Annotated in this window: 20 protein-coding genes; 7 read left to right on the forward strand and 13 right to left on the reverse strand. The window is 65.6% G+C overall.

What is annotated here, in order from left to right; translation table 11 throughout:
- Positions 1 to 158 precede the first annotated feature (158 nt).
- On the forward strand, positions 159 to 1,622 hold the full coding sequence (locus AC1MEQ_RS06000; RefSeq protein ID WP_479794873.1) for an MGDG synthase family glycosyltransferase: 1,464 nt from the start codon (positions 159 to 161) through the stop codon (positions 1,620 to 1,622).
- A gap of 65 nt (positions 1,623 to 1,687) precedes the next feature.
- Here the strand turns inward: AC1MEQ_RS06000 and AC1MEQ_RS06005 are convergent, their stop codons facing one another.
- The 3 genes from AC1MEQ_RS06005 to AC1MEQ_RS06015 all read right to left on the reverse strand — a co-directional run bounded on the left by AC1MEQ_RS06005 (position 1,688) and on the right by AC1MEQ_RS06015 (position 5,646).
- Positions 1,688 to 3,844 (reverse strand): beta-glucosidase family protein, encoded by a 2,157-nt coding sequence (locus tag AC1MEQ_RS06005; RefSeq protein WP_479794875.1) that lies wholly within the window; start codon positions 3,842 to 3,844, stop codon positions 1,688 to 1,690.
- A 171-nt stretch (positions 3,845 to 4,015) separates the two neighbouring features.
- On the reverse strand, positions 4,016 to 4,480 hold the full coding sequence (locus AC1MEQ_RS06010; RefSeq protein ID WP_479794877.1) for an acyl-CoA thioesterase: 465 nt from the start codon (positions 4,478 to 4,480) through the stop codon (positions 4,016 to 4,018).
- The gene (locus AC1MEQ_RS06015) at positions 4,477 to 5,646 is read right to left on the reverse strand and encodes an App1 family protein (RefSeq protein ID WP_479794879.1); all 1,170 of its coding nucleotides are present in this window, start codon (positions 5,644 to 5,646) and stop codon (positions 4,477 to 4,479) included. The genes AC1MEQ_RS06010 and AC1MEQ_RS06015 overlap by 4 nt, the downstream gene beginning before the upstream one ends.
- Positions 5,647 to 5,728: 82 nt before the next feature.
- On the opposite strand from AC1MEQ_RS06015, the gene AC1MEQ_RS06020 reads away from it, so the two are divergent.
- Positions 5,729 to 6,169, forward strand: coding sequence for a pyridoxamine 5'-phosphate oxidase family protein (locus AC1MEQ_RS06020; protein WP_479794881.1), 441 nt, complete (start codon positions 5,729 to 5,731; stop codon positions 6,167 to 6,169).
- A 19-nt stretch (positions 6,170 to 6,188) separates the two neighbouring features.
- Positions 6,189 to 7,040 (forward strand): inositol monophosphatase family protein, encoded by an 852-nt coding sequence (locus AC1MEQ_RS06025; protein WP_479794883.1) that lies wholly within the window; start codon positions 6,189 to 6,191, stop codon positions 7,038 to 7,040.
- Positions 7,041 to 7,061: 21 nt separating this feature from the next.
- Here the strand turns inward: AC1MEQ_RS06025 and AC1MEQ_RS06030 are convergent, their stop codons facing one another.
- Positions 7,062 to 7,691, reverse strand: coding sequence for a DUF4190 domain-containing protein (locus AC1MEQ_RS06030; protein ID WP_479794885.1), 630 nt, complete (start codon positions 7,689 to 7,691; stop codon positions 7,062 to 7,064).
- 116 nt (positions 7,692 to 7,807) lie between these two features.
- Here AC1MEQ_RS06030 and AC1MEQ_RS06035 point away from each other — a divergent pair, with 116 nt between their 5' ends.
- The gene (locus AC1MEQ_RS06035; RefSeq protein WP_479794887.1) at positions 7,808 to 8,026 is read left to right on the forward strand and encodes a hypothetical protein; all 219 of its coding nucleotides are present in this window, start codon (positions 7,808 to 7,810) and stop codon (positions 8,024 to 8,026) included.
- 127 nt (positions 8,027 to 8,153) lie between these two features.
- Here the strand turns inward: AC1MEQ_RS06035 and AC1MEQ_RS06040 are convergent, their stop codons facing one another.
- The 3 genes from AC1MEQ_RS06040 to AC1MEQ_RS06050 form a co-directional block, all read right to left on the reverse strand.
- Complete coding sequence (locus AC1MEQ_RS06040; RefSeq protein WP_479794889.1) at positions 8,154 to 10,673, reverse strand: GcvT family protein; 2,520 nt, start codon at positions 10,671 to 10,673, stop codon at positions 8,154 to 8,156.
- Positions 10,674 to 10,743: 70 nt separating this feature from the next.
- The gene (locus AC1MEQ_RS06045; RefSeq protein ID WP_479794891.1) at positions 10,744 to 12,135 is read right to left on the reverse strand and encodes a flavin reductase family protein; all 1,392 of its coding nucleotides are present in this window, start codon (positions 12,133 to 12,135) and stop codon (positions 10,744 to 10,746) included.
- Complete coding sequence (locus AC1MEQ_RS06050; protein WP_479794893.1) at positions 12,132 to 13,436, reverse strand: aromatic ring-hydroxylating oxygenase subunit alpha; 1,305 nt, start codon at positions 13,434 to 13,436, stop codon at positions 12,132 to 12,134. The genes AC1MEQ_RS06045 and AC1MEQ_RS06050 overlap by 4 nt, the downstream gene beginning before the upstream one ends.
- 150 nt (positions 13,437 to 13,586) lie before the next feature.
- Here AC1MEQ_RS06050 and AC1MEQ_RS06055 point away from each other — a divergent pair, with 150 nt between their 5' ends.
- The 3 genes from AC1MEQ_RS06055 to AC1MEQ_RS06065 all read left to right on the forward strand — a co-directional run bounded on the left by AC1MEQ_RS06055 (position 13,587) and on the right by AC1MEQ_RS06065 (position 16,963).
- On the forward strand, positions 13,587 to 14,525 hold the full coding sequence (locus tag AC1MEQ_RS06055) for a LysR family transcriptional regulator (protein ID WP_479794894.1): 939 nt from the start codon (positions 13,587 to 13,589) through the stop codon (positions 14,523 to 14,525).
- A 129-nt stretch (positions 14,526 to 14,654) separates the two neighbouring features.
- Positions 14,655 to 14,777, forward strand: coding sequence for a hypothetical protein (locus tag AC1MEQ_RS06060; protein WP_479794896.1), 123 nt, complete (start codon positions 14,655 to 14,657; stop codon positions 14,775 to 14,777).
- A 299-nt stretch (positions 14,778 to 15,076) separates the two neighbouring features.
- Positions 15,077 to 16,963, forward strand: a complete 1,887-nt coding sequence (locus AC1MEQ_RS06065; protein ID WP_479794898.1) for a BCCT family transporter — start codon at positions 15,077 to 15,079, stop codon at positions 16,961 to 16,963.
- Between the two features lie 76 nt (positions 16,964 to 17,039).
- Here AC1MEQ_RS06065 and AC1MEQ_RS06070 read toward each other — a convergent pair whose 3' ends face one another.
- From AC1MEQ_RS06070 to AC1MEQ_RS06095, 6 genes are all read right to left on the reverse strand, one after another.
- Positions 17,040 to 18,704: an FAD-binding dehydrogenase gene (locus AC1MEQ_RS06070; protein WP_479794900.1), complete on the reverse strand. Its 1,665-nt coding sequence runs from the start codon at positions 18,702 to 18,704 to the stop codon at positions 17,040 to 17,042.
- Between the two features lie 48 nt (positions 18,705 to 18,752).
- Positions 18,753 to 19,757 carry a LacI family DNA-binding transcriptional regulator gene (locus tag AC1MEQ_RS06075; RefSeq protein ID WP_479794902.1) on the reverse strand — a complete coding sequence of 335 codons (1,005 nt, stop codon included), beginning with the start codon at positions 19,755 to 19,757 and terminating at the stop codon, positions 18,753 to 18,755.
- 87 nt (positions 19,758 to 19,844) lie between these two features.
- Positions 19,845 to 21,413 carry an SLC13 family permease gene (locus AC1MEQ_RS06080; RefSeq protein WP_479794904.1) on the reverse strand — a complete coding sequence of 523 codons (1,569 nt, stop codon included), beginning with the start codon at positions 21,411 to 21,413 and terminating at the stop codon, positions 19,845 to 19,847.
- Entirely contained in the window at positions 21,410 to 22,819 is a 1,410-nt protein-coding gene (locus tag AC1MEQ_RS06085) for a lyase family protein (RefSeq protein WP_479794905.1), read from the reverse strand. The genes AC1MEQ_RS06080 and AC1MEQ_RS06085 overlap by 4 nt, the downstream gene beginning before the upstream one ends.
- Before the next feature lie 156 nt (positions 22,820 to 22,975).
- Positions 22,976 to 23,389, reverse strand: a complete 414-nt coding sequence (locus tag AC1MEQ_RS06090; protein ID WP_479794907.1) for a cupin domain-containing protein — start codon at positions 23,387 to 23,389, stop codon at positions 22,976 to 22,978.
- 42 nt (positions 23,390 to 23,431) lie between these two features.
- Complete coding sequence (locus AC1MEQ_RS06095) at positions 23,432 to 24,829, reverse strand: MFS transporter (RefSeq protein ID WP_479794909.1); 1,398 nt, start codon at positions 24,827 to 24,829, stop codon at positions 23,432 to 23,434.
- Positions 24,830 to 24,900: the final 71 nt, after the last annotated feature.

Below are 24,900 nucleotides of genomic sequence, written 5' to 3' on the forward strand. Positions count from 1 at the left end.
TCCGTGGCCCAGGTGCCCAGGTTGGGCTGACGTGGACGGTGGTGGGCCCATGGTGCAGACCCGGCCAAGTCGCCCAATTCCTGCCGGCCCTGTCGCGAATGGTATCCGCCAGTAGATGTGGATCGGTGGAAGATCATGCGGTCCGCTACTCTTTCCCCATGCGCAAGACGTCGGCACGGAGTTCCAACACCGCCGGGGGTGAGCGCGTGATGATCCTGTCCGCAGGGGTGGGATCGGGGCATAACAGCGCTGCGGCGGCAGTACAGCAGGCGTGCTCCGCACGCGCCGACATTTCCGAGGTGCAGGTGCTGGACGTGCTGCAGGTCAGTAGCGCGCTCTACCGAGACGTGTTGGGGAAGGGGTACTTCGTCCTGGTCGAGGGCCTGCCGTGGCTGGTCGAGTGGGGCTATGACGCGAGTGACCCGCCTTTCCGGCGCCGCGGCCCGATCGACCCCTGGACTCGGGTGAATGCCTTTCCGGTGGTCCGTGCGATCAAGCGGTTCCGACCGACGGCGATCGTGTGCACGCACTTCCTGCCGGCCCAGCTGCTGGCAACCCTGCTCCTTCGGGGCGTGATCGACGCCAAGACGGCTGTCGTCACGACGGACTACGACTTCCAAGGCCTGTGGCTGACGAGCGCGTTCCACCAGCTCTTCGTGGCCAGGGAAGAGGCGAGGATCGAGCTGACCGCGCTTGGTCTGCCGACCGACCGCATCACGGCCACGGGGATCCCCATCGCGGTGAAGCCGAACACAGCGCCCGCGCGCGACGCCAACGAGCCCCCGAAGCTGTTGATCTCCGCGGGGGCCAAAGGTGGTGACTACGCCGTCGCCGTGGTGCAGCAGACGCTGCACATGCGGTCCGCATTCACGGCCACGGTCGTGTGTGGACACGATGACGCGCTGCGTCGGCGCATCGAGCAGCTGGTGGAGCCTGCTGGCGACCGTTACCGCGTGATTGGCTTCACGGACAAGATGCCGGAACTGCTGCGTCGCGCCGATTTGTTCGTGGGCAAACCGGGCGGATTGACGGCGTCGGAGTGCATGGCGGCGGGGCTGCCCATGGTGTTGGTGAAACCTATCCCGGGTCAGGAGGTCCGAAACGGCGACTACCTGATGGAGCAGGGGGCCGCCGTTCGTTGCAACACCGCCGCAACGATCGGCTGGAAGATCGACGAGGTGCTCCGTGAGCCGGGCCGCCTGCGGCGGATGCAGGCGGCGGCGCGGAGAACCGGTCGTCCTGACGCAGCGGCGGACGTGCTGACTGGCCTGTTGGACGGGCCGTCCCGTCCTCTGGTCGTGACACGCGCGGCGCAGAGGACGATCCTCGCCGCGAGCGAGCAGCGCGTCGTCGCTTCCGACCTGAGGGGCCCCTCCTCGCTGGTCCGCCTGGTCGATCAGGTTGTGGGTAGTACGGTCGCCCTGCTGCGTGCAGAGGAGCTGGGTGATCTGCAGAAGCGGCATGCGACTCTCAACGGGGGTCTGGTTCTGCGGCGGGACCCAGCGTCTCTGTCGCTCCGGTGGGAGTCGCGGCGGTTGCTCCGCACCATGCTGCGCGGTGACGACCTACTGCCCGTCCGCATCGAAGGGCTGTCGACACCGTTGCCACCCCTCACCGAGTGACCGGGACGCGCGCGACCCATATCGACCTCACGCCGGCTGACCATCCGAGGTGCCTTCTTCGCTGGTCACCGCCCTACGCGTCGCAACGGGCCCGCACCCGCCCAACTCGCGGGACTGTGCTGGGTGGCGAGCAGGGCCCAGTCCCCCGCGCGGGGCGACCAGCGCCGTGTCGCCGGATCTCGCTGCAACGTGGGCCCCGCATCCAGTGAGACCTGGACGGTCGTCTCCGCCCCAGGCTCCAGCGTCACCTTCCGGAAGCCCAGCAGCTGGGCTACCGGCCTGCGATTCGAGACGTCAGCGGCATAGACCTGCACGACGGTCGAGCCCTCGCGGTCACCGGTGTTCACGACGAGCACGTCCGCGCTGCCACCCGTGTCGTCGAAGCTGTGGTCGAGGAGCCGGTGTTCGATCGTCGTGTAGCCCAGGCCGAACCCGAACGGGAATGCGGGCGCGTTTCCGTCGCCGTCGAGCCGGCGCTGACCCCACCTGTCGTCGTAGACGACGGTCTTCGCCGCGCTGTCAAACGGCGGTAGATGTCCGGCGTCCGTCGGCAGCACAAACGGCAGTCGTCCCCCGGGCTCCGCGGTGCCGGTGAGCACGTTCGCCAACGCCCGGCCACCCTCCATCCCCCCGTACCAGGCAAGGAGGAGCGCCGGCACACGGTCTCGCCACGCCTCAGTCAGGATCGCGCTGCCGCCGATCAGGACGACGACGGTCCGGGGGTTGGCTGCGGCAACCGCCCGGATGAGGCGCACATCGGAAGGGCGCAGGTCGAGCGAGGTGCGATCGCCGCCTCGGACGAAGCGCGACGCCAAATGTGCCAGAGCGACGAGCAGCCGACGGAGTGGACCCGAGCGGAAGGCCCGTCCGAGCACGCCCACGTCGACGCCACCGGTGACAACCGATTCGCCCTCATCGTGCTGGTCCAGGCCGATGATGACGATCGCCGTCTCCGCCGCAGCCGCCGCCGCGGCCGCGGTGCGTTCGTCCCGACCGGTCGTGGCCGTGATCCGAACATGGGGAAGCGCCTCCCGCAGGCCCTGCAACGGAGAGACCGTGGAGGGGGGCCGGACGCGTGAGGAACCGTGGTCGCCGAGGTTCGCACGTGCCGCGAGTCTCCCGATCACCGCGAGGTGCCTGGTGGTGGGGGCCAACGGCAGCAGCGGCGCCGCACCGGTGATTTCATTCTTCAACATCACGATCGACTCCGCGGCTGCCTGGCGGGCCAGTGCCCGGTGCGCCGGCGAGGCAATCAGCTCGGCGCTCAGCGGCCCCGTCTCCCGGGTCGCGGCATGCAGAACGCTGGTGCGCAGGATGCGGCGCGCGGACCGCATGACCGTCGCGCGGTCGACGTCGCCCTTCCGCAGGGCGCCTGGCAGATCGCGGGCGCGCAGCAGTCGCAGCGGCATCTCCACATCCATCCCCGCCTCGAGGCTGCCGATGGCGTCATGGGTACCGAAGACCCAGTCGCTCGTCACGAACCCCGGGAAGCCCCATTCCTGCCGCAACACATCGGTGAGTAGGGTGCGGTTGAGGTCCATGTATTCGCCCCGCACCCTGTTGTAGGCACTCATCACGGAATCGGCGCCGGCATCGATGACGGCCTTGAAGTGCGGCAAGTACACCTCATGCAGGGCGTGCTCGTCGACCGACACGTCGACCTCGAAGCGCTCGTTCTCCATCGAATTGAGGGCGAAGTGCTTCACGCATGCCATCACGTGCACATGAACGCCCCGGGTCAGTGCCGATGCCATCCGGCCGGTGAGCACCGGATCCTCGCCGTAGCACTCCTGCGCCCGGCCCCACGCGGGATGACGCAGTAGGTTGACGCAGACGGAAGCGGAGTAGTTTGCGCCCCGCACTCTGGTCTCCAGGCCGATGGCGAGGCCAATGCGCTCCTCCAGTGACGGATCCCAAGTCGCGGCCCGCGCGATCGTCGCAGGGAACGCCGTGGAAGCGCCGATCACGACGCCGCGGGTACCGTCACTGAACCGGATGCCCGGGATGCCAAGCCGCGGAACCGCCCCGGCGACGAACGGCCGCCGACCAAGCAACACCGGGATGACCGGCAGCAGCCGCCGAGGGGAATCACCGTCCAACAGTCCGAGGATCTCCCGGTCGGTCATCCTGTCGATCAGACGGTCTGCGGCCTCATCCGCATCGAGTTTGCCGGCTCGGACGGCCTGGACTGCCTCGTCATAGGCGCTGTCCCCCGCCATCATCGCTTTCCTTGACCCAGATCGCGTACCGGGGCTCCACCACTTCTGCGCTCGTGCAGCCCAACGCCCTGCAATCATGTCCATGCACTAGATTCTGTACCCTGGTGGCCTCAATTCGGTGCCTACCAACCGACGGCCGGCGAGAACTGGACCCCAACATCACCTTCGTGGCGGTTACCGGAACACCGGTTCGCCGATGAACTCCGCGAGCTTGGCGCGTTCGGCGGCCGGCAGGCGCAGCAGCCGTTGGTTTTGCACCGAGAAGAACGCCAGGGTCGTGGTCGCGCGCACGCACAGGCCGCCGTCGACCGGGTCGTGGAATTCGTAGCAGACGTCGAAGCTGGCCGCCTTGACGGCGGAGAGCCAGATGTCGACCTGCGCCGGCACATTGCGGTAGTCCAGCGGGGCGACGTAGCGCACCCGGTGCTCGACGACGAGGATCTGGGTGTTGTCCGGGACAGCCGAGAACAGGTCGACCATCGGCTCGTTGCCGGGTTTGCCGGTGCCGCCGGGAACGCCGAAGCCGGCGATGCGCGCCTCTTCCATCATGCGCACCAGGTTCACGTTGTTGATGTGGCCGTAGGCGTCCATGTCGCCCCACCGCATGGGGACCTCCACACGGAGCTTGCGCCCGCTCATGCCTCTTCCCCCGGCGCCTCGTCCCCCGGCTTGCCATCCGGCCACTGCTGGCGGAGGCGGCGGCGCTCCTGGTGGTCGACGTGCTGGTCCTCGTCGGAGACGATCCCCAGCCGTTCGAGTTCGGTGAGGATGCGGGCCCCGTCCGGGGCATAGATCCATTCGACGCCGGGCGTCGAGTTCACGGTCCGCTGGGACCGGCCACCTGCCAGCACCGCTTCGGAGGGGGTCAGCTGGCGGATAACGATCGCCTTGACGTTCTGCGGGTAGCGCTGGGCGAAACCGGCGTAGATCTCCGGGTCGTGCTGGCCGTCGTCGCCGACCAGCAGCCACTTCATCTGCGGGAACTCGGAGGCCAGCCGGCGCAGCTGGTCCACCTTGTGCTGGGAACCGGAGCGGAACCAGCGTCCGCTGGCGGAACCGGTCTCGATGGGGCCCCAGTCCGTGAGCAGCAGGGGGCCCTCGGGGTAGAGGTTGCGGGCCAGGAACCGGCTCAGGGTGGGGGCCACGTTCCAGGCGCCGGTGGAGAGGTAGAGCACGGGGGCCCCGGGGCGTCCGCGCAGGACCCGCTCCATCATCACCGCCATGCCGGGCGTGGCCACTCGGGCGTGCTCGTCCAGCACGAACGAGTTCCAGGCGGCCAGCAGGGGGCGCGGGAGCGCGGTGACCACGACGGTGTCGTCGACGTCGGAGATCAACCCGAATTCACATGATCCGTCGACGACGAAGATGCGGGCGGTGACCTCGGCGGACTCCTCGGTGGACAGCGTGACGGTATGCCAGCCGGGCCCCAGCGTGGTCTCGATGTTGGTGTCGAGCACGCCTCCGCGATCGGCGCGCACGGCGTGCCGGGACCCGGCAATGGTGACGGTGACCTCGGCAAAGGCGATGGGCGGGGAAACGAAGTTCCGCCAGCCCCGCACGCTGTCGGCCACGACCTTCGATCGCGGGACGCCGTTGCGGAACGTGCGCGGCGGCGCCACGACGATCCGGGCCAGGATGCGGACCCAACCGGCTCCCCCGGCAGCGGAACGGCCGTACCCGCGGAACGGCAGGACCGTCGGGACCATTCCGCGTCCACGGCCGTTGGCCTCGCGGAATGCATGCCAGGAGTCCTCGAGCCTGACCCCCAGGTGCTGCCGCAACGATGACGGTTTACGTGGTGACATGGCGCCAGTCTTTCACGGCCCCTTGGCAGGCCGCGACCGGCTACCCCTAGACGTTTTCTACACTAAGTAGAATACTGGGGCCATGATGTACTCACATGCAGACAACGAACCGGTTCTGGTGCTCGATGACGAGCAGTGCTGGGCCCTGCTAGGCCGCAGCCGGCATGGGCGGATCGCCACGGCCTTCGACGGCCAGCCGGAGATCACCCCCGTCAACCACGGGGCCGCGGACGGCCGCCTGTACCTGCGTTCCTCCGCGGGATCCAAGCTTGCCGGACTGACCGTGAACCCGCAGGTTGCCTTCGAAACCGATGGCATCCTCAGCGACGAGGCCTGGTCCGTCGTCGTGCGGGGCACCGCACGCGTGCTGGAGACGGAGACGGAGATCGAGGCCGCACGCGCCTCCGGAGTCGACCCCTGGGTCCAGACGCTGAAGGACTCCTGGGTGGAGATCACCCCGACGTCGGTCACCGGCCGCCACTTCGTCCTCGGACGCCAACCCGAGCAGCTTGACGAGCACTAGCGGCGGTTAGGCTGGCCGGGTGGATACCGCAGAGAACACCGCGCAGCTGGCCGAACAACTCCGCTCGATCGCCGAGGAGGCGGCCCGCGGCGTCGGGCCGATGCTCCGTAGCGCCTTCCGCTCCGGGGCCGAGGCAACGGAGAAGAAGAACGCGCACGACCTGGTCACCGAGTTCGACCGGGCCAGCGAAGCTGCCCTGACCGAGCACCTCTTCGCCGCGTGGCCGGACAGCAGGATCCTCGGCGAGGAGGGCGGGCACCGGGGCACCGGGCGCATCGAATGGATCGTGGACCCGATCGACGGCACCAGCAACTTCGCCCACGGCATCGCGTTCTTCTGCGTGTCCATCGCCGCCGCGCTCGACGGTGAGCTGCTGGCCGGCGTCGTCTACGACCCGATCGCCGAATTGATGTTCTCGGCCAACGCCGAGGGGGCCCGGCTCAATGGCGAGCCGCTGTCACCGGCCGGGCGCACGGACGAGACGCGTTCGTCGCTGATGACCGACTATCCCTCCGCCGAGGCCATCGCCCTCGACGGCCCGGCCGCCGTGGACGCGTTCGGCACGCTGGTCACCCGCTACGCCACCGTCCGCCGCACCGTCAGCGGGGCGCTGGCCCTGGCCCACGTGGCCGCCGGCTGGACCGATGTGACGTTCGGCTTCGACACGAACCCGTGGGATGTCGCCGCCGGGATCCTGCTGGTGCGCCGCTCCGGAGGCACCTATGTCCCCTACCGGTACGACGACGATGACCGCCCCGTACATGAAGCCCCGGTCTACCTCGCGGTCGGCCCGGGCGGTGCCGCGGAGACCAGCACCCGCATCGTCGAGGAGCGATTGGCGGCCCGGCGGGCCATCGGCCACCGCAAGTAGGCCGGTGCCCGGCACTGGCCGCTATTTGGCGACGCCCTCGACGACCGGGCAGGTGACCTGCGCCGCCGGGCCCGAGGAGGTCTTGGTCGAGACGACGGTGCCCTGGTCGTCGGTGACCTTGCAGGTCAGTTCGCCGGTATTTCCCTTGACGTTGGTGGCCCCCACCAGGCCGAACAGGGTGCTGGCGGTGACGTCCTTGGTGAAGGTGCCGCCCTTGACGTCCTTTGTCGTGACCTGGTCGATGTCCTCGGTGAGGTAGTTGACGGTGTAGCCGCCCTGCCCGGTCACCGTGTAGGTGTACGGGGCAGTTGACCCGGCACCCTCCTTCACCACGTTGAAGGCGGCAATGAGCACGAACACGTAGACCACGCAGACGATCAACGCGACGGCACCGGTGATGAGACCGGTCAGCGCGAAGCCCCGGCGGGGCCGCTTCTTCACCAGTGCGATGATGCCCAGCACCACGGCGACCGCGCCCAGGATGAAGGAAATGAACCCGACGACGGGGATGAAGGACAGCACGACGGCGACGATGCCGATGACCAGCGCGGCCTTGGTCATGGCGGTGGCCGCCGGAGGCTGCTGGTTCCACCCCGGCTGGCCGGGATAGGGGTAGCCCGGCTGGGGCTGGTTCGGGTGCTGTTCACTCATGGGGGGTCCCTCAATGTTTCCGGGTCGGTGGTCGGCGGGGCCTCGGGCTGCGGGCGCCTCGTCCCCCTTCCATTCTAGCTATGGAACTCGCCCGCGCCCGGGCGTACATTCGAAGCATGGGTACTGCAATGAATCAACGAGGTGTCGCCCACGCCCACCATCATCACCATGGTGTGGAGTACATCGTCGCGGGCATCGGCATCGTGCTGCTGTTCGGGGCGTTCGCCGTCCTGCAATCGATCATTTCCGGCCAAGCGTTCAACCCGCTGTACATCGGGGTCTTCTTCGGTCTGGTCGGGGTTGCGATGGGGACGACCTTCTGGGCGCGTCACTGACGCCGCCCGCCACCGGTCCGGCCGCCGACATGGCGACCGGCCCTTTCCCCCTATGTCCGGGAGCACCACCGAGATCCCCGCGCCCTGGCACCTGCAACCGACCACCGCAGGTGCCAGGGCCCGGCCCCTAGCTTGGAGTGGAGGCCAGCGAAACGCCCCGCAGCCGCTCCATCTGTGGGTCGTAGAGCGGATCGTCCACAATCGTTGCCGCAATGCGTTGCCCGAAGTACTCGACCTGCACCCCGTCACCCGTCTGCAGGCCCGTTGGCACCCAGGCATAGGCGATGGGCTTGCGCACGGTGTAACCGTAGGCGGCACTGGTGACATAGCCCACGGGTTCGTCGTCCACGTAGACGGGTTCCTTGCCCAGGACAACCGAAACCCCGTCGTCAACTGTCAGGCAACGTAGCCGTTTCGTGGCCACCGCGGCGCGCGAGAGCAGGGCATCCTTGCCCACGAAATCATCAGTTTTTGAGGCCTTGACCGCAAAACCCAACCCGGCCTGTTCCGGGTCGTGCTCGGAGTTCATGTCGGTGCCGAAGGACCGGAAGCCCTTTTCCAGGCGGAGTGAGTTGAACGCCTCGCGCCCTGCTGCAATCAGGCCGTGCTCCTGGCCAGCGTCCCACAGCACGTCCCACAGCCGCTGGCTCACATCGGCGGATGCATAGAGTTCCCACCCCAGTTCCCCGACGTAGGAAAGCCGCATGGCGGTGACGGGAATCCCGGCAATGGAAATCTGCTTGGTACGGAAGTACTTCAAGCCGTCATTGCTCATGTCGTCGGCTGTCACCTTGGTGATCACCTCGCGAGCCAGCGGACCCCAGAGACCGATGCACGAAGTACCGGCGGTGATGTCACGGACCGTGACCCATTGACCGGCATGCTGTTCACAGTGCTTCCGGGCTTCCCGGGCCAGGTAGGCGACATCGACATTCGAGTTGATTCCCGCCTGATAAACCTGTTCGGAGAGTCGTGCGACGGTGATGTCACTGGTGATGCCGCCCGCCTCGTCCAACAGCAAGGTGTAGCTCACCGCACCCGGGGCGCGGAGCATGCTCGAGGTGGTGAGGCGGTGCAGTAAGGGCCCAGCTCCGGGACCCGTCACTTCCACGCGCTTCAGCGGTGTCATGTCGAACATGGCCACTGCCGTGCGCGTTTTCCAGGACTCAACGGCAGCGATCGGCGAATGGAACATATTCGACCAGTCATCGCGGGCCGGGGCCGCCCAGCCCTCGGGAAGCATGTCAAGCAAGGCCGCATTTGCCTCGTACCAGTGCGGTCGCTCCCACCCGGCACCTTCAAGATAGTAGGCTCCCAGAGCCTGCTGCTGGTTGAAGAACGGACTCGTGCGGACGTTGCGCGGCATAAGCCGCGGTTCCAACGGGTGGCGGATGTCGTAGATTTCCACGAAGTTCTGTTGGGACGTTTCACTCACGTATTCCGGAGTGGTTTGGGCATCCTCGAAACGGTTCAGGTCGCAGTCGCTCAGATCCGTCTCCGACCGGCCCTTGATGATCAATTCCGCCACGGCCTTGGCGACCCCTGCACCGTGGGTAACCCAGACTGCCTCGGCAGCATAGAAGCCGTCCACCTCACGGGACTGTCCCACCAGGGACCCGCCGTCCGGGGTAAAGGAAAAGATGCCGTTGAATCCGCGCTGGATCTGCGTGTTGCGCAGGTCCGGCAGCAGTTCCTGGGTTGCCTCCCACTCGGAAGCAAAGTCCTCAGGAGTGAATTCCAGGCTAGACGGCATGCGTTCGGAGGTAATCTCCTCCGGTTTGAACCGTGCCAGGGTATCGAGGTCCACGGGCATCGGACGGTGCGCGTAGGAACCGATCCCGATGCGATCTCCCCATTCGCGGTAGTAGAGGTCACGGTCCTGATAGCGCAAGATGGGCCGGCTGGCTCCGCTGGGCTGTTCGTTGACTCCGGCCAGGCTGGGAGCCGGTGTAGTCCAGGCGAATTGGTGGCCCAGGGGCAACAGCGGGATGACGGTCCCCACCATCTTGCCGATGTTCGGTCCCCAGAACCCCGCGCATGAAACGACGACGTCCGCGGGGAAGCGTTCATCATCACAGACCACCGCGGTGACCTTGCCACCAGATTGCTCGATGTCCGTGACGACGGTCCGATCGCGGAATTCCACGCCGGCAGCTTTGGCGCGTTCGATCACCAGCTGCGTTCCCTGCGCGGCCAGGGCCAGGCCATCGGTGGGCGTGTAGAGGCCTCCGAGGACCAGTTCCGGATTGAGCATGGGGAACTTTTCGAGACAGTCAGCCGCATCCACCACGTGGGCCTCGACCCCATAGGAAAGGTTCCAACCGGCGCGGCGGTGCAAGTCCTGCAGACGCGCCTCGGTGGTGGCAATCTCCAGGCCACCCACCGGGAGGAAGGAACCACGGCCATCGGGACCTACCAGCGAGGTGAGCTTTTCGATGGTGTACTGCGCAAATTCGGTCATTGTTTTTGACGGGTTGGAGGAGAAGACCAGGCCCGGGGCGTGTGAGGTCGAACCGCCGGGGATACCCAACGGGCCCTGCTCCAAGACCAAAATATTGGTGTGGCCCAGTTGGACCAGTTCATCGGCGAGGTTGGCGCCAACAATTCCGGCTCCGATGATGACGATCCGCTGTGAGGCTTGCGACACGGTGAACTCCCTTAATCGTGTGGTCTGATGGTGGATCCGCTGGTTCCAGCCCAGCCGCGGTCCCGATACGTCATGCGTCTATCACCAAATCGGATTGTGCTGTGGAACAGCACGGCAAGAATTTTCCTGCCTCGATTTCGCGGGCACGTATCCCGCCCTGGTGGTTCATGTCGACGTCCCCGTCGAGTTTGACGACCTTGCACGAACCGCACATTCCTTCCTGGCAATTGGCGCCGATGCGCACACCGGCGCGCTGTGCCACTCCCAAAATCTGCTGGTTCGCATCGATCCGGACATTGAGCCCGCTGCGCAAGAACGTCATCGTCCAGGCGCCCTCGCCCACCGTCGAGAAGGACGCAGCGTTCGGGGGCCGTTGATCCGAGACGAGCGGGCCCGCCGGGGGCAACGGCAGGCGGGAGTCGACGACTTCCAGCTTTTGTCCCGTGGCTTCGAGGGTGCCTTCTGAGTTGTAGTCGGGCTCGTACATGCCCAGCTCCGGGGGTTGGCTCTCGTAGAAGTCCTCCACCGACTCGGCAACTTCTCCGGCGATGCCCTCGGCCAAGGCGATTTCCTCCTGGTACTCGAGGAGCGTATTGCAGTCGCCGGAGAAGTACTCCATGAAGACCGATGTGTCGTCCACGGCCACTTCCCGCAGTAGTTGCGTGGCCGAGTTCAAATAGCCTTCAGGGCCGCACGCGAACACCTTGCGGCCGTTCGCGTCCGGGGCCACCTGGTCGATCATGTGAGCGGTCAGTCGTCCGGTGAACCCGTCCCAGCTCTCGGGCTTTTCACGGTTGCCCAGCGAATAGAAGACCTTAATACGTGAATCAACCTGCGCGATGTATTCAAGTTCGGGCCAGAAAGCGAAGTCGCCCGGAATGGTCCCGTGGCACAGGACAACGACGTCTGCCTGTCCCGGCAGTGAATGAATGGTACGAATCATGGACATGATGGGGGTGATCCCGGCTCCAGCCGCCAAAAACAGAAATCGTGCCCTGCGGTCGGCATCGCCCAAGTGGAACGCACCAACGGGGCCGAGCATGTCCAGCACCATCCCGGGGCGCAAGTTCTCATGCGCCCACGAGGAGACAAGGCCCTTCGGATCACGTTTGATGCTGATGTTGAACGTCCAGGGGACCGTGGGGGCACTCGAAATGGAGTAGCTGCGGTCCACCGGGTCTGCATTTTCACCTTCGATGGGAAAGGAAATGTTGAGGTATTGCCCGGCACGGAAGGCCAATGGTGCCCCGTCGAGTCGTCGAAACACGAAGGTCATCAGCCCGCCGGCTTCGGCGATGGTCTGGACGCATTCGGCGGCGAATTCCTGGGGGTGCCATGGGCCGAGGGCGCGTGCCGCCCGGGCGGGCCCCTCCGGACCGCTCAGTACACGGTTCCACGGCATCTCCAACCCGCGGATGCGCTGGGCACCCGCCGCCCGCAGGAACGCAGTGGATTGTGTCATGCCAGGTGCTCCAACACGCGCTGCGTGTACCAGTTGATGAACGCCTCGACCTGGTACTCGCTCTTCATGTAGGGGCCCTGCTCATAGGCCGGGCTACTGGCGCCGGATTGGCACAGTTCCACGAAGGCCTTGTCCTGCAGGTTTGTCTGCTTCCACGTGTGTGTCAGCGCCTCCACGTCGTAGTCGTGATCCGCCACCGCATCATCGGCCACCAGCCAGGTCGTACGCACGAGAGTCTGGTGCTCGTTGATGGGGAAGGCTGCGAAGGTGACGACGTGGTCGCTTTGGAAATGGAACCAGCTGTTGGGCTGAAGGTGCATGGAACAACGCCCCATGCGGAAATCGCGAAGGTCGCCGAGCAACTTCTTGGACAAGCGGTGGCCATCTGGTGAAAAGGACTCGCCATCACCGTCCAAGGACTCACGGGATATCCGGATTCCAGCGACGCGGGTGTCCAGTTCCTCGACGACCTCATAGGGGATGCCGTAGCGCCGACACCGGTCTTCCAGCTGTTCTTGGGCCGTTTTGTTGCGCTCCCATACCTCCTCAAGGTGGGTCGGCACGATCTCGTCCGTCAGCCCCCAAGTGGGGAATAACGAGCAGGCGAGCTCCGGGTGGCCGTCACAGTGGTAGCACTCTCGGTTGTTCTCCATCACCAGCTTCCAATTGCCTTCTTCGATGATGTCCTGCTGGTAGGCGACCTTGGAACGCGAGAGATCATGGGGTGCCAGGTAGGGCTCGAAGATGTCCGCGACCTGATCGAAATCAGTCGGCGGCTCCAGGGCAAGGCACACGAAAATGAGCCCACCCCGGATCCTGCCGTGGGCACGTTTGAGTGCGAAGCAGTTCTTGTCGAAGTCGCCCTCGCCCGGCGCGGAGGCATGGATCAGATCCCCGTCCGGGGAATAGGTCCATGAGTGGTAGCCACACACCAAGTTCCCCGTGCTGCCCGATGCCTTCGTCAACACCCGCGCGCCACGATGTCGGCAAACATTGTGCAGGATGTTGGCCCCGCCGTCGTCGGTACGCAAGACGATGATTGATTGAGGACCGTAGTCGAGGGTCAGGTAGTCGCCCGGCTCCGGCACTTCGGCAACGCTCGCGGCAAACATCCAATGCGTTCCGAAGATCGCTTCCATCTCGATGCTGAACACGGCGGGATCCGTGTACAGCGGGGCTTCCAACGAGTACCCCTGCCGCCGGTTCCGGAAGAGCTCTGTGATTTCGACGAGTTGTTCCTCTGTCACCGACGAAGCAAGTTTGCCGCGGCTCCTCGGCGTAGCGCTTACCGAAGCGGTCATGTGTGACTCCTAGCTGGACGTCGTGGGCGTCCTCTGGCGTGGCCTACAAGGATGGGTGCGTGATGTGGATCACCGCGTGTTTCGAGACTAGAGAACGCAAGCCCGCAAGAAAAGCGCAGATTAATGCAAGAAATCATGCAGAATAAGTGCATGATCGATTCCCGGCTCATCACCCTGCGGGTCTTCTCCTCAACGGGGACCATTTCGCGAACGGCAGCACTCACCGGCTACTCTGCTTCCGCGGTCTCGACGCAACTGCGCGAGCTGCAGCGCTCCCTGGGCGTGAAGCTCCTGGCCAAAGATGGCCGCGGCGTCAGACTCACCATTGCAGGACGCCATTTCGTGGCCGGACTCGAAGACATCGCGGCCCAGTGGGAGCAGCTCAGGGCCTCCGCACTTGCCGCAGAGGGCCAGGTCCAGAACCACTTTGGCCTCGGGGGCTTTTCCACGGCGGCGGCGCAGCTTTTGGCACCCTTGGCCTCGACGCTGCGGTCCACGCGACCCCATGTCGAGGTGCAGCTCATGGAGGCCCTGCCGCAACGTTGCCTCGACCTGCTTCTGGCGGAGCGGATCGACCTGGCGGTGATCGTTGCGGCGCAAACCCCCGGCACCAGCGAAGACACCTCGCGATTTGAGCAAACACTCCTGCTGGACGACCAGTTGGACGTCGTGCTGCCCGCGCAGCATCGCCTGGCGCTGAACCGGACCGTGTCGCTGGAGGAGCTGGCAGACGATCCGTGGATCACGGAATCGGAGCCATCGGTCTATCGAGCCCTGTTCGTGGCCGCCTTTGCATCGCTTGGCGTCACGCCTCGGATTGCGCACGAAGCGGTGGAATGGGAAACGATGATCTCCTTCATCGCCGCGGGACTCGGTGTCGGCCTCCTGCCCCGGCTGGCGACTTTGGGGAACGTGGACAACGTGGTTCGGCGGCGGATTTCCGGAACCGCCAAGCCGTCACGGCGAATCATCGCGGTGACTCGCAGGGGCAGCCGGGGCGCGCCGTTGATCGAGGAATCACTGTCGGTTTTGCAAACGACCGCAGCAAGCATCATCTCGCACCGCCTGGCAGAGGAGCTCGACGGATAGGGCCCCTCCAGACTCCCAACGGGTCGGCTTCGATTTCCCGGACGCTATTGACACAGCTCACAGTCATGAGCAGAATTTGCCCAGATCGAATTAGTATCCAACTGATATTTCAAGCGTGAAAGGTCAACCATGGGCAACTTGGCAAACGCGGCGGCCATCCCGTCGACTGATGCGGCCAACGGCTACGCTGCCTTTGACGAGGTCGCGTCCCAGAAGTTCGTGAGCGACCCCCACGGCTTTGTCAAGGCATAACTCGGTGCCCGGAATCAAGGGCCGGTAACCCTCCGCCCTTGATGCCCGCGTACCGGCAGAGCGTCGGCGGACGAGCTACACCCAAGTTCACCACGCGTCTGCCGGTTCGTCAATCGTGCCCCGGAGGCGTGGAAGACGAAGCCTCCGAGCAGTTCTGCCGCGGTACTTCCACCAGCGCGTTCTCTCTGGAAGTGCCCTGCCTCGGGCACGCACGCAACCAGAACTCATGGCGGCTGCCGGTAGGCCCTCGGGCCCCGAACCGTCACCAGACGACGCGCCCATCCATCAAAGGACCAGCAGTGAAGAACACGAACCAACCCGAACAGGATCTCGTCAACGAACTGCATTCGGCGCGCCGACGAAGGCCCAGGAGGTACCACGCTTCGGGAACGGACTATTGGATTTTTGGGATTGCCGGGTTTCTGACCTTGGCCTTCATCGTCTGGGGTTTTGCCTCCCCCACGGGTTTGGGCAGCGTCGCTGACACTGCATTGGACTGGGTCATCACGAATACCGGGTGGGTCTTTGTCATCGCAGCCACCGTATTCACCATCTTCGTGCTGGTCGTGGCGGCCAAGAGCTTTGGGCGAATCCCGCTGGGCAAGGACGGGGAGAAGCCGCAGTTCGGCACCGTTTCATGGATCTCCATGATGTTCGCGACGGGCATGGGCATCGGGCTGGTTTTTTACGGGGTGGGCGAGCCATTGTTCTTCTACATGGCCCCGCCTCCGGGGACCGTTGATGGACAAAGCTCAGCGGCAGTGGGAACGGCCATGGGAACAACCCTGTTCCATTGGACGCTCTTCCCCTGGGCGATGTATGCGATTGTCGGCCTGGGAATGGCCTATGGCAGCTACCGTTTGGGGCGTCCGCAACTGTTCTCTTCGATGTTCACCCCGATCTTCGGCGAACGGGCAGTCCATGGCTGGGGCGGCAAGACCATCAACATCCTGGCCATTCTGGCGACGCTTTTCGGGTCCGCCTGCTCCCTGGGTCTCGGCGCCCTGCAGATCGGCGGCGGAATCCAGTCCGCCGGCATTCTGCCCCATGTCGGCTCGAGCGCGTTGGTGTTGATCATTGCGATCTTGACTGCCTTGTTCGTCGCGTCCGCGGTGTCCGGCATCGAGCGCGGAATTCAATGGCTCTCCAACATCAATATGGTTCTTGCAGTCATCCTGGCGCTGGTCGTGTTCATCGGCGGGCCCACCCTTTTCATCCTGAACGTGATTCCCAATGCCGTGGGGTCGTTCATTCGCGACCTACCGGAGATGGCCTCGCGCACCGCCTCTTCAGGGGACGAATCGATGGCCTCCTGGCTCTCCTCCTGGACCATCTTCTACTGGGCCTGGTGGGTGTCTTGGACTCCTTTTGTCGGGCTCTTCATTGCACGCATCTCCCGTGGCCGAAGTATCCGCCAATTCGTCACCGGGGTCCTACTGGTCCCCTCGGCCGTCACCCTGATTTGGTTTGCGATCTTCGGCGGCGGAGCCATCGGCCTGCAGGAACGGGCCGAACGCACCGGGAACATAGGAGACGCCATGGTCCAGATGGTCGACGGAGCCCCGAACATCAACTTCAACTCCGTGCTCTTCGAACTGCTGAACAACTTGTCGTTCCCCGGATGGTTTGCGACGGCACTGACCGTCCTGACGGTCGTGTTGATCGCGATTTTCTTTGTCACCGGTGCCGATTCGGCCTCCATCGTGATGGGAGCCCTGAGTGAACGAGGTGCCGAGGAACCGTCGAAGAAGTCCGTGATCTTCTGGGGGACGTCGGTCGGCGCGGTGGCCGCCGTCATGTTGCTCGCCGGTGGGGACCATCCGGCCGCCGCCCTGAACGGGTTGAAGAACATCACGATTGTTTCCGCCCTTCCCTTCGTGCTCGTGATGCTGCTCCTGTGCCTGGCCATCTGGCGGGACCTCAGCAGGGATCCGCTGGTGCTGCGGGGCAAAGTTGCGATCGAAGTCCTCGAAAAAGCCGTGGACGATGGAATTGACCGACATGCTGGAGAGCACTTCAGCCTGATGACAACAGAGCAATCGATCGTCGGGAACGATGTCCCGCCCGGGGACGGCGAGGAAGCAGAGGTCTCCATCGATAACCCGGACCGGTCCCCGGCCGCAGCCGGCGTGCAGGATCCACTGGATTCCGATGGGGACCTTGAGCCTGAAGTCGCTGGCAGGTGAATCCCGGCAAGCCCCATGCCTTGACCGGCCACGCGGATCAAGCCATGCAGCTGGCCTGGCCCGGCCAGCGGTCGCCTCATCCCGCGGTGGCCGCCGCGGTCCTGCCTGCGGCCCGCCCGCTGAAGAGGCAACCGCCCAGGAACGTGCCTTCCAACGCCCGGTATCCGTGCATGCCACCACCGCCGAACCCTGCGGCCTCCCCGGCCGCATACAAACCCGGCACCGGTGCTCCCCCGGGCGCGAGCACGCGCGAATCCAGGTCCGTTTCCAGTCCGCCGAGGGACTTGCGGGTGAGGATGTGCAGGCGGACGGCAATCAGCGGACCGGCCTTGGGGTCCAACAGCCGGTGCGGGGCGACCGTGCGGATCAGCTTGTCCCCCAGGTAGCTGCGCGCCGATTGGATGGCCATCTGCTGCGGGTCCTTGCTGAAGCCGTTGGCCGCCTCGGCATCGCGCGCGGCGACCTCGCGCTCGATCGCCGCGGCATCGAGCAGGTCCGTTCCCTCGAGACCATTCATCTTCGCCACCAGTCCGGCCACGGTGTCGGCCTGCACGAAGTCCTCGCCGCGGTCCAGGAACGCCTGCACCGGGTCCGGCACGGCGGTCACCGCGCGGCGCAGTACCGCGCGGATGTCCTTGCCAGTTAGATCCGGGTTCTGTTCGGAGCCCGAGAGCGCGAACTCCTTGCCGATGATCCGCCGGTTGAGGATGAACCATGAATGGTCGTGCCCCGTGCCGCGCAGGTGTTCCAGCGTGCCCAGCGTGTCGAAGCCCGGCCACAGCGGCGTGGGCAGCCGCCGGCCCAGCGCGTCCAGCCACAACGAGCTGGGCCCGGGCAGGATCCGGATCCCGTGGTTCTCCCACACCGGGCCATGGTTGATGATGCCCTCGGTGTAGTGCCACATCCGGTCCCCGTTCACCAGATGCCCGCCGGCGGCGGCCCCGATGTCCAGGCCGCGCCCGTCAACGTGGGCCGGCACCCCGGCGATCATCCGCGCCGGCGGGGTGCCCAGCCATGCCGGCCAGGCGGCACGCACCTTTTCCGGGTTGCCACCGATGCCCCCGGTACACAGCACGACGGCGGATGCCCGGTACTCGAAATCGCCCACCTCCTTCCGGTTGCTGGGTTCGCCACGGGCCGCCGAGGAATCGGCAAGCACTGTCCCGCGCACCCCGGTGACCGTTCCGTCGTCGAGCAGCAGTTCGTCGAGACGGTGCCGCCACCGAACCGTGAGCAGGCCGCTCGACACGGCAGCCAGGGCCCTGTTCGCGAAGGGTTCGACGAGGCCAGGGCCGGTGCCCCAGGTGATGTGGAAACGCGGGACGGAGTTGCCCGGCCCGCTGGCCCCGTACCCGCCGCGTTCGGCCCAACCGACCACCGGGAACAGCCGGATGCCCATCCCGTGCAGCCAGGAACGTTTTTCGCCGGCAGCCCAGTTCACGTAGGCCTCGGCCCAGCGGCGCGGCCAGTGGTCCTCGGGACGGTCGAACCCCGCCGTGTCGGACCAGTCGCGCAGGGCCAGGTCCACCGAGTCGTGGATGCCGAGCCGGCGTTGTTCGGGGCTGTTGACCAGGAACAGGCCGCCGAAGCTCCACCAGGCCTGTGCGCCGAGGTTGGCCTGCGGTTCCTGGTCGATCAGCAGGACCCGGCGTCCGGCGTCGGTTGCCTCGGTGGCCGCCACCAGTCCGGCCAGGCCGGCACCAACGACGATGAGGTCAAACTTCTGCGTTTGGTTTCCCATGGCAGGATCCTACGCGGAGTGGCCGTCCTGTGCTCCGGCCAAGAATCCTCAGTGGCTGGTCGGCGGGCCCGTCGAGCTGCGTTCCACCAGTTCGAGGGGCCCGGCAATGACTTCTTCGATCGGTTCATTCGCGGGTCGATCCAACAGCAAGGCAATCGCCCGGCTTCCCAGCTCGGCCAGCGGCATCCGGACTGTAGTCAACGGTGGATTGAGGGCGGCCGCCATATCCAAATCGTGGATAGCCACCACGGAGAGGTCCTGGGGGATCCGGATTCGGCGACGGGCCGCCTCGGCGAGGACGCCCGTTGCCGCGGCAACGTTGGACACGGCAAGCGCGGTCACGCCGGGCTCTTTTTCCATCGCTTCCCCCAGGGCCCGTTCTCCACCGGCAAAGGTATTCGCGGCATCAACGATGGGGCCTGGTTCGAGCCCGTGCGTTTCGAGGGCCTGGAGGTACCCGGATAGCCGCCGTTGAGCCGAATCGACGGCCAACGGCCCGGACAAGTGGGCAATCCGCTGATGGCCCAGCCCGATGAGGTGCTCGGTGCCGATGAAGGCCGCGCGGGCGTCGTCGAGCAACACGTGGCGGGTGCTCGACGCCGTACGACGGTTGACGAGCACCCACGGCAACCCGCTGCCGGAGGACGGAAGGTCCTCATCGGCAAGGGCCGCCGCGACCAGCACGCCATCAACCGCTCCGCTCCGCGTCAACTCCAGGAAACGCGACGACACCTTGGTCTCTCGGTCCACTGTCCCGGCCAGCAGTACATAACCGCGCCGTTCGGCTTCCGCTTCCGCCCCGGCGAGCATGGTGGCCCAAATCGGGTTCGTGAATGATGGAAGAATCACGCCTAAGATTCCGGTTTTGGACATCCTCAGGCTCCGGGCCAGGCTGTTGGGACGGTAGCCCAGTTCCGCCACCGCCCGTTTGACGCGTTCCCTGGTCTCGTCGCGCACGCGCAGGCTCGGATCGTCGTTGACGACCTTCGAAACGACCGTCCGGTCCACTTTGGCCAATGCCGCTACGTCGGCGATCGTCGGCCGCTTGACCATGGCCACTTCCTTCATGTCGTTGCCGTGTGTGGGCTCCCAGCCTAGCGACTTGCGCGCATCACCCACACACGGCCCCGACCTGCGCCCTCAGCTCAGGGGGTTCAGCGAGGAGGTGATCAACACGCCTGCGGAAACGATGACGATTGCCATGATGTCGAACACGAGCCCGGTCCGGAACATCTTGGTGATCGGCACCATGCCGGAACCGTAGACGATGGCATTGGGCGGAGTGGATACCGGGAGCATGAACCCACAGGACGCGCCGAACACCGCGGCCAACGCCGGGATCGTTGGATCGAGCCCGACCGCCATTGCGATGGGGATCACGATCGGGACCACGACTCCCACGCTGGCGGTATTGGAGGTGGTCTCCGAGATCAAGATTGCCAAGATGACGGACAACACGACGACCGCAATCTTGCTGTTCAGGCCCAGGCCCTCTGCGATTCCCGTACCGACGACTTCGGCCAGTCCGGTATTGAACATCAGCGCACCTAGGACCAAGCCGGCGCCCACCAGCAGGACCGTCCCCCAGTCGATGTTCGCAGCCTGTTTCCACGAGAGCGTGAATTCACGCTTGGCCCAGTTCACCGGAAGGAAGAACAACAGGCTCGCTGCCAGGACCGCGGCCGTGCCGATATCCAGGGCCAGGAATCCGGCCAGGAACGTCCCCGGCTCCGCTTCCATGGAGGACAGGATGCTCGGGCCGACCCACATGATGATGGCCAGGATGAAGCAGGCCAGAGTGTTCCACTCGCCGCGATTCAGCGGGCCCAATGCGCTGCGTTCCTTCAGGACATAGTCGCGGGCGTGGTGCAGGCGGCCGATTTCGGGCTTGTTCATGGTCAGCAACACCACGCACAGCACCAGGAACAGGACCACGGCAATGGGGGCTGTGAGCGTAGACCAGCGCAGGAAGGAGATTTCAGTACCGGTCTGTTCCTGCAGGAATCCCAGGCCGACCACGTTGGCGGTGCTTCCGATAGGTGTCAGCAGTCCACCGACGCTGGCACCGTAGGCGATCATGAGCATGACCGAGGTGGCGAACTTCGTCTTCGTGGCGTTCTTGATTCCGGCGCTGGAAGCAACCTCTGGCCCCACGGCCCGCACGATGCCGATACCCAACGGCAGGAGCATCGCAGCTGCCGCGGAGTTCGAGATGAACGCCGAGATCAGCGCCGCGATGAGCCCGAAGGCTATGGCGACCCGAAAGGTCGACTTGGCGACGCCGGGGATGGACAGCACAAAGAGCGCGAACCGTCGATCCAAGCCGTGCACCGTCATCGCCCGGGCCAGGATGAACCCGCCAATGACCAGGAAGAGTGTCGACGATGAGAAAGCCGAGTAGACGAAGTCCGCTGAACCGCCGGCGTCGGGTGCCAGATCGGGTATCTGGAGGACGACGCAGAGGCCGATGGCCAGGAGCGACGATGCCGGTATCGGAAGTGCCTCCGTGACCCACAAGACGAAGACCAGGGCCATGACGGCTGCGAGCGCCTGCTGATGGTGGCTGATCGGGAGAGGCAGCAGCAGCATGAGCGCGAAGAGTACCGGCCCGGCGACCAGCCCGATGGTCTTTCGCCACTTGTCGAAACGATTTCCCGCTTCGTCGTAGTCCTCGGTGTCCATTCGGTTTTCCGCCTGTTGCGTTGTCATACCAGTTCCTCCACGGTGGCGCGGAGCGATTCCACGCCGACGTCGCCCCGCCTACGTTCGTTCCAATCGTGCACTGCGGCGACCGCGATGTGTTCTGCTTCGCCGAGGTAATCGGATGCCTCAATCGACGTCACCGATGTACCGGAGTGCCCCGTGCGGGTCAGTTCGGCCGCGATCACCTGTCCGAGCATGCCCCCTTGATCGCGGACGACCCGCGCCGATGCGTAGACGATGTCATGCGCCTTTTCACGACCAATTGCGCTCGCCAACTGGATCATGTAGGCCTCGGCCATGATCAGTCCGCCGTCCTGGTTGAGGTTCTCCCTCATTTTTTCGGGGGCCACTCGTAGTCCCCGCAGCAGTTCGGCTGCCGCGGAAAGGCAGCTGGATGTCAGCTGCATCACCTGGGGCAGGACATGCCACTCGATCTGCCATTCACCGGCCGCGCGTTCCTGCGGGACCTCGGACGCCCTGGACAGCGCCGCGACCAGCGGCCCGACCATCGCTGACATCCCGATGATTCCCTCAGCTAGGATCGGGTTCGCCTTTTGCGGCATCGTCGATGAGGCTCCCCGATGCAAGCCGGCGGCCTCGTGGATTTCTGCGATCTCCGTACGCGACAGGTCGATGACGTTTCGGGCCAAGCGTGCGCATGCCCCGGCGATCAGGGAAGCCGTTTGCCCCAACGAGATCAGCCCATCTCGGGAGGTGTGCCAGGGGACCTCGACCGAGGCAAGCGACAGTTCGGCGGCCATGGCCTGGCGCACGCGCCGCGATTCCCCCCCCGCTGCCGCTGAAGTGCCTCCGGCACCGTGGAGCGAGAGCTTGGCGATATCGGCACGTGCAGCTTCCAGACGGGCCATGTTCCTCCCGAATTCCGCCAGCAGCGGTGCCAACTGTGCGCCAAATGTCGTGGGAACGGCCTGCTGTCCGTGGGTTCGCCCGGCCATCACCGTCGCCCGGTGGGTCAAGGCATGCCCGGCGAGAAGGTCGCCGACGGATTCGGCACGCGCGAGCAGCACATCAGTGGCGGCAAGCATTTGCAAGACCGTACCGGTGTCCATGATGTCCTGAGTCGTGGCTGCGTAGTGAACCCGCCCATTGGGGCCCTCGGGCAGAAGCGCCGACATTTGCCGGACCAGCCCCAGGATCGGGTAGCCGACGTTGCGGGCGGCGTCCCACAGGGACTCCATGTCCACCTGATCGATGCCCAGCCCCGAGATCGCCGCCGCGTCGCAGTCGCTGATCACGCCCACTGACGCCTGGGCACGGGCCAGCGCCTGCTCTGTGGCCAGCCAGTGGTGGACGAGACGGCCCGCCGAGAGCGTTTCATCCATCTTGGGGTCTCCGTACAGACAGGTCAACAAGCTGAATGGCTGACGGTCCCGGGAAGGTGCGTAATTCATGGATTCTCCTTGGTCAATCGATTGATCAAGTTGGACACACGGACTGTGAACCGTGATCAATCGATTGATCAAGTATCGGTTCCGATCCGCTGGGTGTCAAGCGTCACATTTGCTCCTGGTGCCGGCCAGTGCCGTTTCCGGCGGGGACCGGGAAATTCAGTCGTCCGCCGCCCGCCGCGCCGCCCGCGCCACCTCGATGCTTCCGAACCCCGTGGTGTCCATGGTCGCGGGCGGACCCCAGACGGTGATCAGGCGCAGCGGTTCGTCCCCGTCGTTGGCGAGGTCGTGGTCCGCCCCCGCGGGGGCCAGTGCCGAGTCGCCAGGCCCCAACCGGATCTCCCGGCCGTCCAGGTGCATCAGCGCGTGGCCGCTGAGCACCTGGTAGAACTCCTGCAGCGGCTGGTCACCGTCGTGGCGGTGCATGCCCTCGGTGCCCCCGACAGGAAGCTCCCAGGTCTGGATGTTCACCGCCATGCCCAGCTGGTCCACGAAGTGGTGCTGGATGCGGATGGGGGCAGCGCCGTCGTGCATGGTGTAGTCGAAGGTGGATTGGCCTGCGGGTTCCTTCACGGTCGGTTCCTTTCGCCGTCGGGTGGTGTGCGCGGTGCCGGGTCAGGCCAGCGGCTCTTTGCTCGTCTCCCGGGCGAACAACACGGCGACGAGGGCGATGACGGCCGCACCCATCAGGTACCAGCCCGGGGCCAGGGGGGAACCCGAGGTGGCGATGAGGAACGTCGCGACGAAGGGCGCGGTGCCGCCGAACAGCGCGTTGGAGACGTTGAAGCTGACCGCGAATCCGGTGTACCGCACGCGCGTCGGGAACATCTCCGCCAGGAAGCTGGGCAGCGTCCCGTCGTTGAGCGTGAGCATGGCACCGAGCAGGATCTGCACCAGGACGATGACCAGGAAGTTCCCGGTGTCCAGCAGCATGAAGGCCGGAACGGTGAGCACGACGAAGAGGATGGAGGCCGTCAGCAGGATCGTCTTGCGTCCCAGCCGGTCCGAGAGCATGCCTGTGACGAAGATGAACCCGATGTAGGTCAGCAGGGCCACGGTGGTCGCCAGGTAGGCCGCCGATTCGTCGAGCTGCAGTTCCGTGGAGAGGTAGGTGGGCATGTAGCTGAGCAGTATGTAGAAGCCGACGGCGTTGAGCAGGACCGCGCCGATGGCCTGGATGAGCTGGCGCCAGTGGTCGCGGAAGAGGTCCTTGACCGGGGTTGCCTCCGTCGTGTCCTCGGCCTCCAGGGCGCGGAAGGCCGGTGAGTCCTCGAGCCGGGTGCGGATGTACCGGCCGATCAGGCCCATGGGTGCGGCCAGCAGGAACGGCAGACGCCAGCCCCAGTCGTGCATCTGGTTCGTGTCGAGCAGACCGGTCAGCATGGCGGCAAGCAGCGACCCGAGCAGCAGGCCGCTGGCCGTGCTGGCTGGTACCACCGCGGCGTAGAGGCCGCGGCGCTTGGGTGGAGCGTACTCAACCAGGAAGGCTGCGGCTCCGGCGTATTCGCCGGAGGCGGAGAAGCCCTGGATGACGCGGATGATCAGCAGCAGGATCGGGGCACCGATCCCGATGGTGGCGTAGCTGGGGATCAGGGCGATGCAGAACGTGGCGGCGGACATGATGAGGATGGACCAGGACAGTGCGGTGCGCCGGCCGATCTTGTCCCCCAGGTGCCCCCAGACGAAACCGCCGAGCGGGCGGACGAAGAAGGAGACGGCGAAAAGGCCGAAGGTCAGCAGCAACCCTGTCTGCTGGTCCGACTCGGGGAAGAAGACCGCGGTGATGGTCACGGCCAGGTAGCCGTACACCGCGTAGTCGAACCACTCGACGAAGTTGCCGATGAAACTGGCGGCGACGACCTTGTTGCGGGTCTTGCGGATGGAGGCCGGGGTCTCCTCCCCCGGTCTGCCGCTGAAGCTGGTTTTTGGCTGCGCGTCGGTGCCGGCCCGGGGCGTGGGCGCCGGTGATGCGGGGGCGGATCCCCGGGGCGTGGGGGCATTGTTCTGATGCATGATGGACCACCAAGTCGGAGTCGGAGTCGGAGTCGGAGTCGATGTCGGGTTGCGGCACGGGCGGTACCCGG

The sequence above is a fragment of the Arthrobacter sp. ASL1 genome (assembly GCF_056680475.1).